Here is a 15,157-nt window from a genome sequence, read left to right on the forward strand (position 1 = left end):
ACTCGGCATATCGACCATCGTGGAACGCGCGCGCTCGCGATCCGACGCGGTCAGGCAGGACGGGCCGGGGTGTGCCCATCGGTCTGGCAGCGTCGGCGCGCGCGTACGCGCCCAGCTGCGCGCGAGCCCGATCAGCCCGCCCAGCAGCGGCGGATACATGCCCAGGTAGAAGAGGTCCGCCGCCGACCCCCGCCTTGCCATCCGCCCGGCCGTGCTCGCTCAGCCAGTTCGGTACACTGCGTTCACCTGGACAAACCCCAAATGATCATAACTTGGATCATGGCGACTTCCCTGCAGATACCAGCCCCCGAAAGGCGAGTGGCGTGCTCCCCGACCCCAAGACGGCCGTACGTTTTCACCCGCTGCTCGCAGGTGACGCCGACCTCGACCGGGTCCTGAGCCTGACCTCACGCGAGCCGGTGTGGCGGCTGCCCGCCGACCGCTACCGGGCCGAGGCGGCCGAGCGCCAGTACCGCCCCGAGTGGACATGGATCGCCCAGGACGGCGAAGGCCGTGTGCTCGCGCGTGCGCTGTGGTGGGGCCAGGGCGACAGTACGCATCCGCTGGCCCTGGACTGCCTGACGGCCGCGGACGAGGTGCCCGCCGACGACCGCGCCGCCCTGGCGGCCGGGCTGCTGGACGCCGCGCACGCCGCCTTCCGCGAGGCTGGTGCACCGCAGCCGCCGCTGTACAACCTCATGCAGCTGCCACGTGACTGGCGCCAGGACCCGGCACACGCGGCGGCGGTCGCCTGGCGGCAGGAATCCGCCCGCCGGGCGGGACTGACCGTCGAGGTGGAGCGGCTCCAGTACGCGTGGACGCCCGAGGCTGGCGTGCCGGACGCGCCCCAGCGGCTGGTGTTCGCCCCTGAACCGGACGACGATGCGTTCCTGGCGGCGATGCTGCGGGTGGCCGAGGGCTCCCTCGACGCGAACACCCGCGAGAACGAGAACGCCCACGGGGCGCTGGCCACCGCCCGCGAGGCGTTGGCGTTCTACCGCGACCGGCCCGGCCTGCGGGAGTGGTGGCGCCTGGCGTACACCCAGGACGGCGCCCTGGTTGGGCTGGCCATCCCGTCCGCGACGCCCTACCACCGCAACGTCGGCTACCTCGGCGTGGTGCCGGAGCTGCGCGGCCGCGGCTACGTGGGCGAGATCCTGGCCGCCATCACCCGACAGCACGCCGCCGACGGAGCCGACCGCATCACCGCCACCACCGACCTGGGCAACCGTCCGATGGCGGCGGCGTTCGACCGGGCCGGCTACCGCAACACCGAGGTCCGCCTCATCTTCTCCGCTCCGGCGGGCAGTCGGTAGCACCTCCCACCTGCCGACATGTCCGCATTGATGGATATCTCACAGCAGCCGTGCTTGTAGCGCCACCGGGAAAGCTGTTGGGTCGACGGTATGGCCCGTATCGCCTACGACGACACCGACGCGGCGGCGTACGCCACCAGCCGCCACCTGCGCAGCGAGGACCTGGCCGCCTGGCGTGAGGCCGTCGCGCGGCACCTCGCACCGCGCCCCGGCACCCGCCTGCTCGACCTGGGTGCGGGCACCGGCATCTGGGCGCAGGCCTTCACCTCCTGGTACGACGGCATCGAGGTGGTCGCCGTCGAACCGTCCGCCGCGATGCGGGACCGTTGCCGCCACCAGCCCGTGCTGGCGGGCGACGCCGAGGCGGTCCCGCTGCCCGACGGCCACGTCGACGCGGCCTGGCTGTCCACCGTCGTCCACCACATCCCGGACCTGGCCGCCGCCGCCCGGGAGCTGCGCCGCGTCGTACGCCCCGGCGGCCCGGTGCTGATCCGGTCCGCCTTCCCGGGCCGCCTAGACGGGCTGAACCTGGTCCGGTATTTCCCCGAGGCTGCTGCCGTCCTGGACACCTTCCCCAGCGTTGCGCAGGTCGAAGCCGCGTTCGCCACGGCCGGTCTCACGCTGGCGGCCTGCGAGCCGGTTCCCCAGGTCACCGCGTCGTCGCTGCGCGAACTGGCGGCCAACCTGCGCCGCGAGGCGCACACGCCGCTACAGCTGATCAGCGACGACGCGTACGCCGCCGGAACGGCCCGGCTCCAGCGGGCCGCCGAGACCGACAGCGGCCCGGTGGTCGACCTGCTCGACCTGCTGGTGCTGCGCTGACGCCCGCAGCGGCGCTACGCCGCAGCGCCGGGCCGACGGTCCTCGACGTGGACGACCTCCAGTTCGCGTCCGTCCTGGTCGCGCAGTAGTCCGACATGGGCAGGCGGGATCATGCCACGGCGTGCTGTGAGTGAGCTATGACGAGGTTGGCCGTGTCCATGACGGGCCGGAAGCCCAGCGCCGCGTAGACCCGGTTGGACGTCGGGTTGGCCTGGTCGGTGAACAGGCACGCCCGTACTCCCGCCGCCTGGAGCCGACGCGACACCTCGGCCACCGCGTTGCTGGCCCAGCCGCGGCCGCGCTGCTCGGGCGGGGTGTAGACCGGCCCGATGCGCGCCACCCCGAACGACGGCGGGTTGGCGCCGGTCAGGTGCACCCGGCGGCCGGACTCGTCGGTCCAGAACCAGTACTGGCCGCTGCGGATGCGGCGCAGCAGCTCGCCCTGGTCGGGCAGCTCGTGCTCGCCCGCGCCGCGCGGCCGCCCCGCCTGCTCGTCGGCGTCGGTCACGAACGCGTGGAACCACGCGGTGACCAGGTCGAGGTCCTGCTCGACGGCGGCGACCAGGGTGCCGGGCACGGGCCGCGGCGGCACCAGCTCCGTGAGTTCGTGCAGCCGGGTCCGGCGGTTCACCAGGACCTCGCCGCCGCTCAGCCGCGCCAGCTCGTCGGCGCACAGCCGCACCGCCGGCAGCGCCCCGTTGACCGCGAGCGCCTGCTCGCCGCGCGCGTGCAGCGCCCTGGCGACGCCGACGGCCGCCTCGTCGGGCATCGGCAGCAGGAACAGCGGGTACGGCTCGGCGGTGGCCGAGCGCATCCCGGTCCCGATGACCGTGCCCGAGCCGTCCCGGACCACCAGCCACCAGTCCGGGCCGGGCGGGGTGATCCCGACGGCCTGCTGGGTCAGCCTGCGGTGGGCGCCCGTGGCCACGACGGTGCTGAGCACGGGTTCGGCGGCCAGGTGCCCGCCCGCCGCGGCCAGGAAGTCGCCTGGGTCGGCGAGGAACTCCAGCCACGGGCCTGCCTGCCGGATTGCACTCATTTGCGTAGGCTAACGAGCTCGTTCCGGCGCTGCCAACGGAATTGGCGGCGCCGGAACGCGTTCGGGGGACGGCGTCCAGCTCAGGCGCGCAGCGCGGCCTCGACGATCGCGGCGTATCCGGTGTGGCCGGTGCGGTTGGGGTGATAGGACTCCCCTGTCGGCCAGGACGTGCCGTTGAGCCATTCGACATCGTCGCAGACGGCGTGGCCGGTGAACGGGCCCCGGGCGTCGACGAAGCCGAAGCCGTGCGCGGCGGCCCGGCCGCCGATGGTGGTCGCGAGCAGGTCGGCGGCGGCGTTCAGCTCCGCCTGCTCGCCAGGAGAGATCCGGGCGATGGCGTTGCACTCCTCGCCGTTGAACAGGCGGGGGTAGCCGACCACGGCCACGGTGGCGCCGGGCGCCAGGGCGCGGATGCGGTTGTAGAGCTCGTCGAGCTTGCCGGGCAGCGTGTTGCGGATGTAGGTCTCGGCCTTGTCGATGTCGCCCCAGCAGGTGTACGGCCACGGTTTGGCGCACTGCACGATCACCGACGACCAGCCGATGTCGTTGCCGCCCGCGCTGACGGTGACGTACCGGGTCTGGGCGTTGAGGCTGCCCAGCTGGCCGTTGAGCACGTCGGGGATCTTCGCCCCGGCGCAGGCGGCGAAGGTGAGCGTGGCGCCCAGCCGGGCGGCGTCGAGCACCGGATAGGCGTAGTTGGAGCGCTGGCAGCCGGTGTCGAAATACTCGCGGGTGCCGGTGCCGGAGGCGTAGGAGTCGCCGAGGGCGGTGTAGCCGGGTCCGGCGGCATGGGCGGGGGTCGGGAGCAGCAGCAGGATCAGCGCCGCCAGCAGGGGTAGGGCGGCACGGCGTGGAGGAGGCAAGGCGGGCTCCGTCCGGAGTGCGGGTGGGGTGCGCACATGCTGCCATAAATATTCATCAATATGAAGATGGCCGGAGGAATCCTTCAGCCCTGCCGCAGCCGCAGCGTGACCAGCTCGAAGGGGCGCAGGCGCAGGTGGACGACCCCGTCGGCGAGTTCGACGCCGGGGGCGGTGCCCGTGCCGAGCGGGCGTTCCAGCAGGTCGCACACGGTGACGGCGGCGACGTCGAAGGACGCGGTCAGGCGGGCGCTGGCGCGGCCGCCGTGCGACTCGTACACCCGCACCACGACGTCGCCGCCGCGGTCGTCGGCCAGCTTCACCGCGGAGGCGACCACGGCCTCGGCGTCGAGGCTGATCAGCGCCGCCACGTCGGCACCGCCGGGCACGCGGCGTTCGGGCAGGTTGACGCCGTAGCCCTCGCGTACGGCGTCACCGATGCGCGCGCCGGGCACCAGGGCGTAGCTGAAGCGATGCAGACCCTGGTCGGTGTGCGGGTCGGGGAAGCGCGGGGCGCGCAGCAGCGACAGCCGTACCGTGGTGGTCGTGCCCCCGTCGGGGCGCACGGTGCGGGTGACGTCGTGGCCGTAGGTGGACCCGGTCACCAGCGCGACGCCCCAGTCCGGCTCCTGCAGGTGCACGAAGCGGTGGTTGCACGCCTCGAACTTCGCCGCCTCCCAGCTCGTGTTGGTGTGCGTCGGCCGGAACAGGTGCCCGAACTGCGTCTCGGCGGCGTACCGGTCGGTGTGGACGTCCAGCGGGAACGCGGCCTTGAGGAACTTCTCCCGCTCATGCCAGTCGACCTCGGTCTCGACGTCCAGGCGGTTGCCGCCAGCGGCGAGGGTGAGCGTCTGCACGACCCGTGACGCGCCGAACGAGCGGACCACCCGCACCGCCACCGCACCGGGTCCGTCGGCGGCGACCGCGAGCTCGTCCAGGCCGGTCAGGTCGACGACGGTGTTGCGGTAGAACTGGTCGACGTCCCAGGCGTCCCACTTGTTCGGGAAGTCCGGATGCAGTTGCAGCAGGTTCGCGGCGGCACCGGGCGGGAGCGCCTCCCGGTCGGCGGCGACGTCGTACACGGACACGACCAGGCCGCGCGCGTCGACGCGTACCCGCAGCAGGCCGTTGTCCAGCAGCCACCCGCCGTCCGGCGCACCGGTGACCGAGCAGCCGCCGCCGGTGCCGGCCGCGACCCGGCCCGACCGGGCGGGCACGCCCGCGCGGGCGTGCGGCGCGGCGTTGAAGACCACCTCGCGGCCGCCCGCCGGGTCCCCGGCCAGCGCCCGCTGGGCCCGGTCGACGATCGCCGACAGCTCCGCGGTGACGGCCGCGTACGTGGCCTCGGCCTCGCGGTGCACCCACGCGATCGACGAGCCGGGCAGGATGTCGTGGAACTGGTGCAGCAGCACCGTCTTCCACAACCGGTCCAGCTCTTCATGGGGGTACGGCAGACCGGCCCGCACCGCCGCGGTCGCCGACCACAGCTCGGCCTCGTACAGCAGGTGCTCGCTGCGGCGGTTGCCCTGCTTGGTCCGGGCCTGGCTGGTCAGCGTAGCCCGGTGCAGCTCCAGGTACAGCTCCCCCACCCACACCGGCGGCTCGGGATACTCGGCCTGGGCTTCGGCGAAGAAGTCCGCCGGGCGCTGCCACCGCACGACCGCCGAACCCTCCAGGTCGCGCAGCCGGGCCGCCTTCGCGATCATCTCGCGGGTGGTGCCGCCACCGCCGTCGCCGTAGCCGGTCGGCGCCAGCGAGCGGCTGGCCCGCCCCTTGTCCTTGAAGTTGCGGGCGGCGTGGGCGACCTCCCGCCCGAGCATCGCGCAGTTGTACGTGTCGACCGGCGGGAAGTGCGTGAAGATCCGGGTGCCGTCGATGCCCTCCCACTGGAACGTGTGGTGCGGGAACCTGTTCACCTGGCTCCACGAGATCTTCTGCGTCAGCAGCCACTTCGACCCCGCCGCCTTGATGATCTGCGGCAGGCCCCCGGCGAACCCGAACGTGTCGGGCAGCCACGCCTCCTCGTTCTCGACGCCGAACTCCTCCAGGAAGAACCGCTTGCCGTGGACGAACTGGCGGGCCATCGCCTCCGAGCCGGGCATGTTCGTGTCGGACTCGACCCACATGCCGCCCGCGGGCACGAACCGGCCCTCGGCGACCGCCTGCTTGACCAGGGCGTACACCTCGGGCCGGTGCTCCTTGACCCAGGCGTACTGCTGGGCCTGGGACATGGCGTAGACGAACTCGGGCTCGGCGCGCAGCAGCGCCGTCATGTTCGCCGTCGTCCGGGCCACCTTGCGTACGGTCTCGCGCAGCGGCCACAGCCACGCCGAGTCGATGTGCGCGTGCCCGACCGCGCTGATCCGGTGCGCCGACGGCTCGGCCGGGGCCGCGAGCACCTCGGCCAGCTGCTCGCGCGCGGCCGCGGCGGTGGCGTTGACGTCCTGCAGGTCCAGCACGTCCAGCGCCCGGTCCACGGCGCGCACGATGTTCCAGCGGCGGGCGCCGTCGGTCGGCAGCTCGGCCAGCAGCTCGCCGAGGACCTCCAGGTCCTGGACCAGCTCCCACACCGTGGTGTCGAACACGGCCAGGTCCATCCGCTCCAGCCGGTACAGCGGCTTGTCCCCCGCCGTGGCGAGGTCGCCCAGGTCGGTGGGCCGGAACGGCTGGTAGTCCAGGATCATCGGGTTGGACGCGGCCTCGACGTGCAGCAGCACCTGCTCGCCGCCCGCTGCGGGTGCGCCGATGCGGACCCACTGGTTGCGCGGGTGCAGGCCCTTCACCGGGGTGCCGTCGGGGCGGTAGACCAGGCCCTCGCACTGGAAGCCGGACCGGTTGGGGTCGAAGCCGAGGTCGAGCAGGGCCTCGACGGTGCGGCCCGCCCAGGCGGCGGGCACGGTGCCGGAGACGGTCAGCCAGCTGGTGCCCCAGGGCGCTCCCCACTGGTCGCCGACGGCGATCGGGATGCCCGTCGCGGCCAGGCCCTCGGCGACGGGGACGGGCTCGCCCGGGGCGGTCCAGATCGTCACCGCCAGCGGCACCGACTCCGGGTAGACCGCCGGGCGGATCCGCTCCTCCAGGACGCGCTTGAGCCGCGCCTCGACCAGCAGCCGGTCGTCGTGCATGAGACCTCCAGCGTCGCGGGGGTGCGGTCCGGGCAGACCACGGACTTGATCCTTCTCTTCGTACCAGGCATCGGCCGCCTGGCGGAAGTGCGCGGGGCCGAGCCGGTGGCCGGCGACCCGGGCGGTGTCCTACCAGGACCCACGGATCCGGCTCGGATCGCTTAGAGTCTTGGCCGTGCGTACCCGGATGGTGCTGGTCAGGCATGGCGACTCGATGCACAGGGCCGACGGGGTGGTCGGCGGTCCGCGCGGCTGCGGCGGCCTCACCGAGCGCGGGTTCGAGCAGGCCCGGACGGTCGCGGCGACGCTCGCCGTGCGGGCGCACCGCGACGGCTGGGAGGGGCCGGTGTCGGTGTACACCTCGACCCGGCTGCGGGCGGTGCAGACCGCCGACGCGGTGGCCGCGGCCTTCGGGGCGCAGGCGGTCCAGGAATGCGGGCTGTGCACCTGGCACGTGCCGGACTACGCCGACGGCATGCTGCTTGAGCAGTTCCTGCGCGAGCACGACGCGCCGGGCGGCGGGGTGTTCCGGCCGTTCCAGGACGGCAACGAGTCCCCGGCAGAGCTGCTCACGCGGATCAGCCGGGCACTGGTGGAGATCGCGGCCCGGCATCGCGGGTCGACCGCGGTGGTGGTCGCGCACGCCGAGACGGTCGCCGCGTCGTTCACCGCGCTCGGCCTGCTCGGCCACTGGCACCCGTTCGACCTGACCACCGTCGGCAACGCCGCGGTGACCGAGTGGCTGACCGACGCCGACCCGGCCGCGTTCCCGCCACCGCGCTGGACCCTGGCCCGGTTCAACGCCTGAGCCCGGCTCAGGCCGGTCGCGCCGCCCCACCCGACGCGACGCCGCGGCGCGGGCCGCGGGCGCGGGCCGCGAGCAGCAGCCCGGTCGCCGCCACCCACGCGGCCAGGGTGAGCAGCGGCAGGGCCAGGTGCGCGCCGTGGAAGTAGGTCAGGTCGGTGATGGCCCGCACCGCGGCGCCCGGCGGCAGCAGCGCCGACACCGCCCGCGCCGCCCCGGGCAGCAGGTCGGGTCCGACGGTCGCGCCGCTGGTCGCGTTGCCCACGGTGAGCAGCAGCACCGTGGCGACGGGTATCCCGATCGGCCCGAGGTAGGTGCCCAGGAGCTTGGTGGTCAACCCGACGGCCGCCGTCAGCAGGCTCAGGGCGAGGGCGAGCGGCAGCAGCGGCGCGGGCACGGCGCCGAGCACCGGGCCGGCCAGGACCGCCGCGACGAGCCCGGCCGCTGGGGCGAAACCCAACAGCAGGGTCAGCCGATGCCGCAGCCGCAGCTGGGCGGTCAGCCCGAGTGCACTCTGGGCCAGCACGAACCCGGCCAGGCTCACGCCGAAGGCCAGGTAGAACCCGGCCAGCCCGTTGGCGTCGTGGCCCGCCAGCGGCACCGCGTCGGTCACGGCGACGGTGCGGCCGGTGCCCGCGGCATAGGCGCCGACCAGGCGCTGGACCGCGCCGGTGGTGGAGCGGCCGTTGGCCCCGGCGACCTGGAGGGTGAGGCCGCCGCCGTCGGCGCTGACGGCCGCGACGACATCCCGGCCGGTCAGCGCCGACCGGGCGGCGGCCACGGTCGCCACGGGGTGGACCTCGGCGCTGTCGCCGAGCGCGGTGCGCAGGTCGGCGGCCAGGCTGTCACCGACGACGGCGATCGGGACGCGGTGTGGCCGCGGGTCGCGTTGCAGACCGACGTAGCAGGTGATGAACGCGGCGACGAGCACCAGCCCGATGACGGCCGGTTGCAGCCACGGCCGGATCGGGCGGCGGGGCGCCGCGTGCCGGCCGCCGCTCGGCGCCGGGGCGGGCGGGGCCGCCGACGGCTGCGTGCCGCCGCTGTCGGCGGGCGCGTACGCGGCCGGGCTGGTGATGGTGAGCATTCGCGGGCCCTTTCGACGGGTGGGGTGCGGCGCGGCGCGGCCGCTGCCGACCTCGCCTGACCTTGCACGGGGCTCAAGCCGGGACCGGACCGCTGACTTCCCTGATACCCAGTCAGAGTGACGCGGTGCACACCTGACCAGGAAAAAGGGAAGCCAGGGGTACGCTCGTCCCGTGGCTGCCCCGACGATGACCCTTACCGGCAGGCTCGCCGACCGGGACTCCTGGACGGCGGAGCGCTGCTCGATCGACCTCGCGCTCGGCGTGGTCGGGCCCCGGTCGGGCATGCTGATCATGCGGGAGGCCCACTACGGCACCACCCGCTTCGACGACTTCGTCAACCGGGTCGGCATCACCGAGAAGGTCGCCGCCGGACGGCTGCGCGAGCTGGTCGAGGCGGGCCTGCTCGAACGCCGCCCCTACCGCGAGCCCGGCGCCCGCACCCGCCACGAGTACGTGCTGACCCCCGCCGGAGCCGACCTGGCGCCCGTACTGCTGGCGCTGATGCAGTGGGGCGACCGGCACCGCACCGGTGAGCGCGGCCCCGCGCTGCACGCCGAGCACCGCGGCTGCGGCGCCCCGGTGACCGTCCAGCCCGTCTGCGCCCGGGGCCACACCGTGCCCGAGGACGAGATCGCGCTCAGCCCGGCCCCGCCGCGCTGACCGGCGGCGGTCAGACCAGCTGCTGCCCGCCGTCGATGTCGTACGTCGCGCCCGTCAGCGCCGTGTTGGTCATCAGCTCCAGCGCCAGCGCGGCGACGTCGGCGGGCCCGACCACGCGCCCGATCGGCAGCGTCGCCCGCAGCTGCTCGCGGCGGTGCTCCAGGTCGTCGCCGAGCAGCCGGGCCGACAGCGGCGTGTCCACGAACCCGGCCGCGATCAGGTTGACCCGCACCGGCGCGAGCTCCAGCGCCAGATTGGCCACCAGCGCGGGCCCCGCCGCGGTGAGCGCCCCGGACACCAGCTGCCCGAGCGCGGGCCGCCGCCCGCCGGTCCCGCCCATGAACAGCAGCGACCCCGACGGCCGCATCTTCTCCCGCGTGGCGCGGGCCAGCCGCAGCGGCAGGATCAGATGGTCGTCGACCAGGCCGTGGACCTGCGCGAAGTCCACGTCGGCCAGTCGCGTGTAGTAGTTGCCGCCGACGGTGGCCAGCACGTGGTCGATCGGGCCCGCCAGCTGCGCGAAGAACCCGTCCAGGCGCTCGCCGTCGGTCGCGTCGAACACCGCGCTGCCGGTCGCGCCCACCTCGGCGGCGGCCTGCTGGACCCGCCCGGCGTCCCGTCCCACCAGCACCACGTCGGCGCCCTCGGCACGGGCCAGCCGCGCCGTCTCCAGCCCGATGCCGGCGCTGCCACCGAGCAGGACCACGGTCTGCCCGGCCAGTCTCGGTGCACGCGCCCCCGGTGTCGCGGTACCCATCGGATCGCCTCCGTCGCCAGGCGCGACGACGAACCCGGACGGGCCGCGGTGCCTGGCTTCCTCCGACGCTACTGCCGACCCGGCGCCGACAGGCGGCTTTCGACGGACCCACGACCGGCTCCCCGCCGATGCCCGGCCCCAGCCTGACCGGCCGCGCGGGCTCACACGTGTGGGGGTGTACGTACACCTCCACACGTGTGAGCCCGCGCAGTAGTTGCTCAACGGCTGAGGAGAACGTCAGGGCAGTACCGGCCGTCGCACGTGGCCGCCGCACCGGTGCGGCCGGGTTCTAGCCTGGCGCCATGCCCCGATCTCGCGACCTCCCGCACCGCCTGGCCGAGCCGGTGCGCGGCGTGCAGGCGTACCTGTCCGCTCAGGGCGGGACCCGGCCCTACGCCATGGCCGTCGCCGACTTCGAGCCGCCCGGCGACACCGGGTCCGAGCTGCTGGCCTTCGTCAACGAGGTGCCCGCCGACCGGCTGCCGTCGGCGTACGCCGACGCCTTCGGCGCCGGCGCCCTCGACCAGTTGCGCTCCTGGACGTACCGGGACGTGCCCGTCTACTCGCTGCTGGTGCGGCTGCGCGACGGGTGCCACGCGGAGGGGTCGACCGAGGCCGGGTTCGCGTGGGCGGGGCGGCGGGCCGTCCACGAGGCGGTCCGCTGCGTCGAGGACGGCGGCCGCCCGCGCCGGTACACCCGCCGCCCAGGCGAAGGGGCGGGCGGCACGGCGGCGGTGGGCCTCGCGTTCCAGCCGGTCCACGACGTCCGGGTCCGCCTGGTCACCGCCGCCGCCTGCGGCGTGTACGCCGTCGCCACCACCGACTTCGAGCCGCTGCCCGCGACCTCGGACCTGCTGTTCGAGTTCGCCTGCGAGCTGCCCGACAGCAGGCTGCCCTGGCAGTTGGCCGAGGCGTTCGAACGCGGCGTCCACGAGCAGCTCTGCGCCGCCGGGGCCGACGGCGCACCGCCCGCGCCGGTACGGGTGCGCCTGCGCGACGCGCGGTGGCACGAGGTCGACTCCACCGAATCGATCTTCACCGAGGCGGGCCGCCGGGCCGCCGCCGAGGCGCTGCGCTGCCAGGCCGAGGGAGCCGTGCCCGCTGCGATAGACCCGTGGCCCCGCCGTGTCACGTCCACGTAGGAGTGATTCTTTCGCCCATAAACGGCAAGCCAGGGCGATGGGCGCGTCGGTAGCCTGGCGGCATGCCCCCGCAGTTGCCCCACCCCGATCCCGGCGTTCCGGACACGAGAGGCCCCGTGCGGTATCTCTGGTGGCTCGTACGCTGCCAGTGGCCGCGCGCACTGCGCGGCAGCGCCGTCGGCACGGCCTGGATGATCGGGCTCACGGTGCGGCCGTACCTGATCGCGCGGGCGATCGACGACGGGCTGCGCACCGGCGACACGGCCGCCCTGCTGACCTGGGTCGGCGCGATCCTGCTCACCGGCGTCGTCGTGGCGTCGCTGGGAATCCACCGGCACCGCACGATGACCTTCCTGCGCGAGGACGCCACGGCGCGCTCGTCGCAGGTGCTGCTGCGGCACATCGCCCGGCTGGGCGCCGCGCTGCCGCGCAAGGTCGCTGCCGGCGAGGTCGCGACCGTCACCGGCAGCGACGTGACGCAGGCGTCCTGGGCGCTGACCATGACCGGGCCGGGCGTCGGCGCGATCATGGCGTACAGCACCGCGGCCGTGGTGCTGTGGCGGGTCGACCCGATGCTGGCCCTGTGCGTGCTGCTCGGCGTTCCGGTGATCGCGCTGTCGATCGGGCCGCTGCTCAACCGGCTCCAGAACGCCGACACCAGCTTCCGGCAGGAGCTCGGCGTGCTGACCACCCGCGCCGGTGACATCGTCGCCGGGCTGCGCGTGCTCGCCGGGGTCGGCGGCCGGGACCTGTTCGCCCGCCGCTACGCCGACCGGTCGCAGAGCCTGCTGCGCCAGGGCTACCGCGTCGGCTCGATCACCAGCTGGGTCCAGGCGCTGAGCGTGGGCGTGCCCGCCCTGTTCCTGTCCGCGATCGTGTGGCTGTCGGCGCGGATGGCAGCCGAGGGGCAGATCACCGTCGGCGAGCTCGTCGCCGTGTACGGCTACGTCGCGATCCTCTCCGTCCCGGTCTTCTTCCTGCTCGAAGGCGGCTACCTGACCGTACGCGGCCTGGTCGCCGCCCGCCGGATCATCGCCGTGCTGCGCATCCGGCCCGACACCGACACCCCCGGCGGACCCGGCCCCGAGGGCCACGCCGAACTGCACGACCCGCGGTCGGGGCTGACCGTCCCGGCCGGACGGATGATCGGCGTCGCCGCCGATGACCCCGCCGACGCCATCGCGCTGGCCGACCGGCTCGGCCGCTACGTGCCCAGCGACGTCACCTGGGGCGGGCAGCCGATCACCGGGGTCGACCCCGCCGAGGTCCGCGCACGCATCCTGGTCGCCGACCACGACTCGCACCTGTTCGCCGGGCCGCTGCGCGATCTGCTGCGGCTGCGCGCGGGCACGACCGACGCGCAGATCGCGGCCGCCGTGCACACCGCCTCGGCCGACGACGTCGTCGCATCGCTGCCGGGCGGCCTGGACGCACCGGTCGAGGCCCGCGGCCGCAACCTGTCCGGCGGCCAGCGCCAGCGGATCCGGCTGGCGCAGCACCTGCTGGCCGAACCGGACGTGCTGATCCTCATCGACCCGACCTCGGCCGTCGACTCCCACACCGAGGCCCGGATCGCCGACCGCCTGCACACCCACCGCTCCGGCCGGACCACCGTCGTGCTGGCCACCTCCCCGCTGCTGCTGCACCGCACCGACACCGTGGCCTACCTGCGCGAAGGGCAGGTCGTCGCCGTCGGCACCCACGACGAGCTGCTGGACACCGAACCCGGCTACCGGGCGCTGGTCGCCCGCCACGCCGACGAGTCCGACACCGACGCCGCGCCGCTGGGAGCACTGCGATGAAGGCGCTGCCCGTCGCCGATCCGGCCACCGTCCGCCGCTCCGTGGCCGAACTGGCCCGCGCCGAGAAGCGGGCGCTGGGCCTGGCGCTGCTGCTGCACATCGCGGCCGCGGTCGCCGGGCTCGCCGCGCCGTGGCTGGTGGGGCGCATCGTCGACCGGGTCGGCGGCGGCGCCACCGCCGCCGACGTGGACCGGCTCGCCCTGGCCATCGGCGCCTGTGTCCTGGTCCAGATCCTGCTGTCGCGCACCGCGCAGAACGTCGGCAACCGGATCAGCGAACGCGCCAACGCCCGGCTGCGCGAGGACTTCGTCAGCCGTACCCTCGGACTGCCGATCTCGGTCGTGGAGCGGGCCGGCACCGGCGACCTGGCCACGCGCAGCTCCGTCGACGTGGCCACCGTCGGCAACACCGTCCGCGAGGTCGTCCCGACCGTGTTGATCTCCGCCATCCAGCTGGTGCTGATCATCGGTGCGGTGCTGCTGCTGCAACCGCTGCTCGGCATCGCGGTCCTGGCCGGAGTCCCGACCACCGCCGCCGTCGGCCGCTGGTACCTGCGCCGCGCTCCGCAGGCGTACCTGGCCGAGGGCGAGGCCACCTCCGAGCTGACCGAGTCGCTGACCGCGACCGCCGAGGGCGCCCGCACCGTCGAGGCGCTGCGGCTGGCCGACGAGCGCATCCGGCACGGCACCGAACGGATCGCGCGGCAGTGGGCGACCCGGCGCGCGACCCTGGCGCTGCGCACCGTCTTCTTCCCGGTGGTCGAGTCCTCGTACGCGCTGCCCGCCGCGGCGATGCTGCTCGCGGGCGGGTTCTTCCTGGCCCACGGCTGGGTCACCCTGGGCGCGGTCGTCGCGGCGACCCTGTACGCCCAGCAGACGATCGATCCGGTCGACCGGATCATGATATTCATGGAGCAGGCCCAGCGCGGCATCGCGTCGCTGGCCCGCGTCCTGGGCATCGGCCTGGTCCCGCCGGAGCCGCGCGGGGTCGCCGCCGCCCCGCCCGGCCAGCAGCTGGTCGTGCGCGGCGCCCGGTTCTCCTACCCTGGCGGCCACGACGTGCTGCACGGCATCGATCTGGAGATCCAGCCGGGTGAGCGGCTCGCCGTCGTCGGGCCGTCCGGGGCGGGCAAGTCGACGCTGGCCCGGCTGCTGGCCGGGATCGACGCGCCCCGCGAGGGCGCCGTCAGCCTCGGCGGCGTCGCGGTGACCGCGCTGGAACCGGCCGAGCGGCGCCGCCGCATCGCGCTGGTGACCCAGGAGCACCACGTCTTCATCGGTACGCTGCGCGACAACCTCGCCTTCGCGGCGCCTGGCGCCACCGAGCCGGAGATGCTGTCGGCGCTGCTCGCCGTCGGCGCCGACTGGTACGCCGACCTGCCCGACGGCCTGGACACCGAACTCGGCGACGGTGCCCGCCAGCTCAACCCGGCCGACGCGCAGCAGCTCGCGCTGGCCCGGCTGGTCCTGGCCGACCCGCACACGCTGATCCTCGACGAGGCGACCGCCGCGCTCGACCCGACGACCGCCCGCCGCACCGAGCGGTCCCTGGCCGCCGTCCTGCAGGGACGGACCGTGATCGCGATCGCGCACCGGCTCTACACCGCCCACGACGCCGACCGGGTCGCCGTCCTGGCCGACGGCCGGATCAGCGAGCTGGGCAGCCACGACGAGCTGGTGCGGGCCGGTGGGGCGTACGCGGCGCTGTGGCGCTCCTGGCACGGCGACAAGAGCAGCTGACC

Annotated in this window: 12 protein-coding genes; 7 read left to right on the top strand and 5 right to left on the bottom strand. The window is 74.5% G+C overall.

Annotated elements, in window-relative coordinates; all coding sequences use genetic code 11:
- Positions 1 to 323 precede the first annotated feature (323 nt).
- Together Cs7R123_RS04600 and Cs7R123_RS04605 are read left to right on the top strand one after the other, a co-directional pair.
- On the top strand, positions 324 to 1,316 hold the full coding sequence (locus Cs7R123_RS04600) for a GNAT family N-acetyltransferase (protein ID WP_244871611.1): 993 nt from the start codon (positions 324 to 326) through the stop codon (positions 1,314 to 1,316).
- Positions 1,317 to 1,406: 90 nt separating this feature from the next.
- Positions 1,407 to 2,138, top strand: coding sequence for a class I SAM-dependent methyltransferase (locus Cs7R123_RS04605; protein WP_212823667.1), 732 nt, complete (start codon positions 1,407 to 1,409; stop codon positions 2,136 to 2,138).
- 109 nt (positions 2,139 to 2,247) lie between these two features.
- Here the strand turns inward: Cs7R123_RS04605 and Cs7R123_RS04610 are convergent, their stop codons facing one another.
- The 3 genes from Cs7R123_RS04610 to Cs7R123_RS04620 all read right to left on the bottom strand — a co-directional run bounded on the left by Cs7R123_RS04610 (position 2,248) and on the right by Cs7R123_RS04620 (position 7,162).
- On the bottom strand, positions 2,248 to 3,177 hold the full coding sequence (locus Cs7R123_RS04610; protein WP_212823668.1) for a GNAT family N-acetyltransferase: 930 nt from the start codon (positions 3,175 to 3,177) through the stop codon (positions 2,248 to 2,250).
- 80 nt (positions 3,178 to 3,257) lie between these two features.
- Positions 3,258 to 4,040, bottom strand: coding sequence for an SGNH/GDSL hydrolase family protein (locus Cs7R123_RS04615; protein ID WP_212823669.1), 783 nt, complete (start codon positions 4,038 to 4,040; stop codon positions 3,258 to 3,260).
- Between the two features lie 83 nt (positions 4,041 to 4,123).
- On the bottom strand, positions 4,124 to 7,162 hold the full coding sequence (locus tag Cs7R123_RS04620) for a glycoside hydrolase family 38 C-terminal domain-containing protein (protein ID WP_212823670.1): 3,039 nt from the start codon (positions 7,160 to 7,162) through the stop codon (positions 4,124 to 4,126).
- Positions 7,163 to 7,337: 175 nt separating this feature from the next.
- On the opposite strand from Cs7R123_RS04620, the gene Cs7R123_RS04625 reads away from it, so the two are divergent.
- A complete protein-coding gene (locus Cs7R123_RS04625) occupies positions 7,338 to 7,970 on the top strand; it encodes a histidine phosphatase family protein (protein WP_212823671.1) in 633 nt (210 codons plus the stop codon).
- A 7-nt stretch (positions 7,971 to 7,977) separates the two neighbouring features.
- Here Cs7R123_RS04625 and Cs7R123_RS04630 read toward each other — a convergent pair whose 3' ends face one another.
- Positions 7,978 to 9,054 carry a hypothetical protein gene (locus Cs7R123_RS04630; protein WP_212823672.1) on the bottom strand — a complete coding sequence of 359 codons (1,077 nt, stop codon included), beginning with the start codon at positions 9,052 to 9,054 and terminating at the stop codon, positions 7,978 to 7,980.
- A 172-nt stretch (positions 9,055 to 9,226) separates the two neighbouring features.
- Between Cs7R123_RS04630 and Cs7R123_RS04635 the strand changes: the two genes are divergently transcribed.
- A complete protein-coding gene (locus tag Cs7R123_RS04635; RefSeq protein WP_244871612.1) occupies positions 9,227 to 9,715 on the top strand; it encodes a helix-turn-helix domain-containing protein in 489 nt (162 codons plus the stop codon).
- Between the two features lie 10 nt (positions 9,716 to 9,725).
- Here the strand turns inward: Cs7R123_RS04635 and Cs7R123_RS04640 are convergent, their stop codons facing one another.
- On the bottom strand, positions 9,726 to 10,472 hold the full coding sequence (locus Cs7R123_RS04640) for an SDR family oxidoreductase (RefSeq protein WP_212823673.1): 747 nt from the start codon (positions 10,470 to 10,472) through the stop codon (positions 9,726 to 9,728).
- Between the two features lie 302 nt (positions 10,473 to 10,774).
- Here Cs7R123_RS04640 and Cs7R123_RS04645 point away from each other — a divergent pair, with 302 nt between their 5' ends.
- From Cs7R123_RS04645 to Cs7R123_RS04655, 3 genes are all read left to right on the top strand, one after another.
- The gene (locus Cs7R123_RS04645) at positions 10,775 to 11,614 is read left to right on the top strand and encodes a hypothetical protein (protein WP_212823674.1); all 840 of its coding nucleotides are present in this window, start codon (positions 10,775 to 10,777) and stop codon (positions 11,612 to 11,614) included.
- 191 nt (positions 11,615 to 11,805) lie between these two features.
- Entirely contained in the window at positions 11,806 to 13,416 is a 1,611-nt protein-coding gene (locus tag Cs7R123_RS04650; protein ID WP_244871953.1) for an ABC transporter ATP-binding protein, read from the top strand.
- Positions 13,413 to 15,155: an ABC transporter ATP-binding protein gene (locus tag Cs7R123_RS04655; protein ID WP_212823676.1), complete on the top strand. Its 1,743-nt coding sequence runs from the start codon at positions 13,413 to 13,415 to the stop codon at positions 15,153 to 15,155. Before Cs7R123_RS04650 ends, Cs7R123_RS04655 begins: the two co-directional genes overlap by 4 nt.
- The last annotated feature ends 2 nt before the right edge of the window (positions 15,156 to 15,157 follow it).

Origin of the sequence: Catellatospora sp. TT07R-123 (assembly GCF_018327705.1) — a bacterium.
In the GTDB taxonomy this organism is placed as follows: domain Bacteria; phylum Actinomycetota; class Actinomycetes; order Mycobacteriales; family Micromonosporaceae; genus Catellatospora.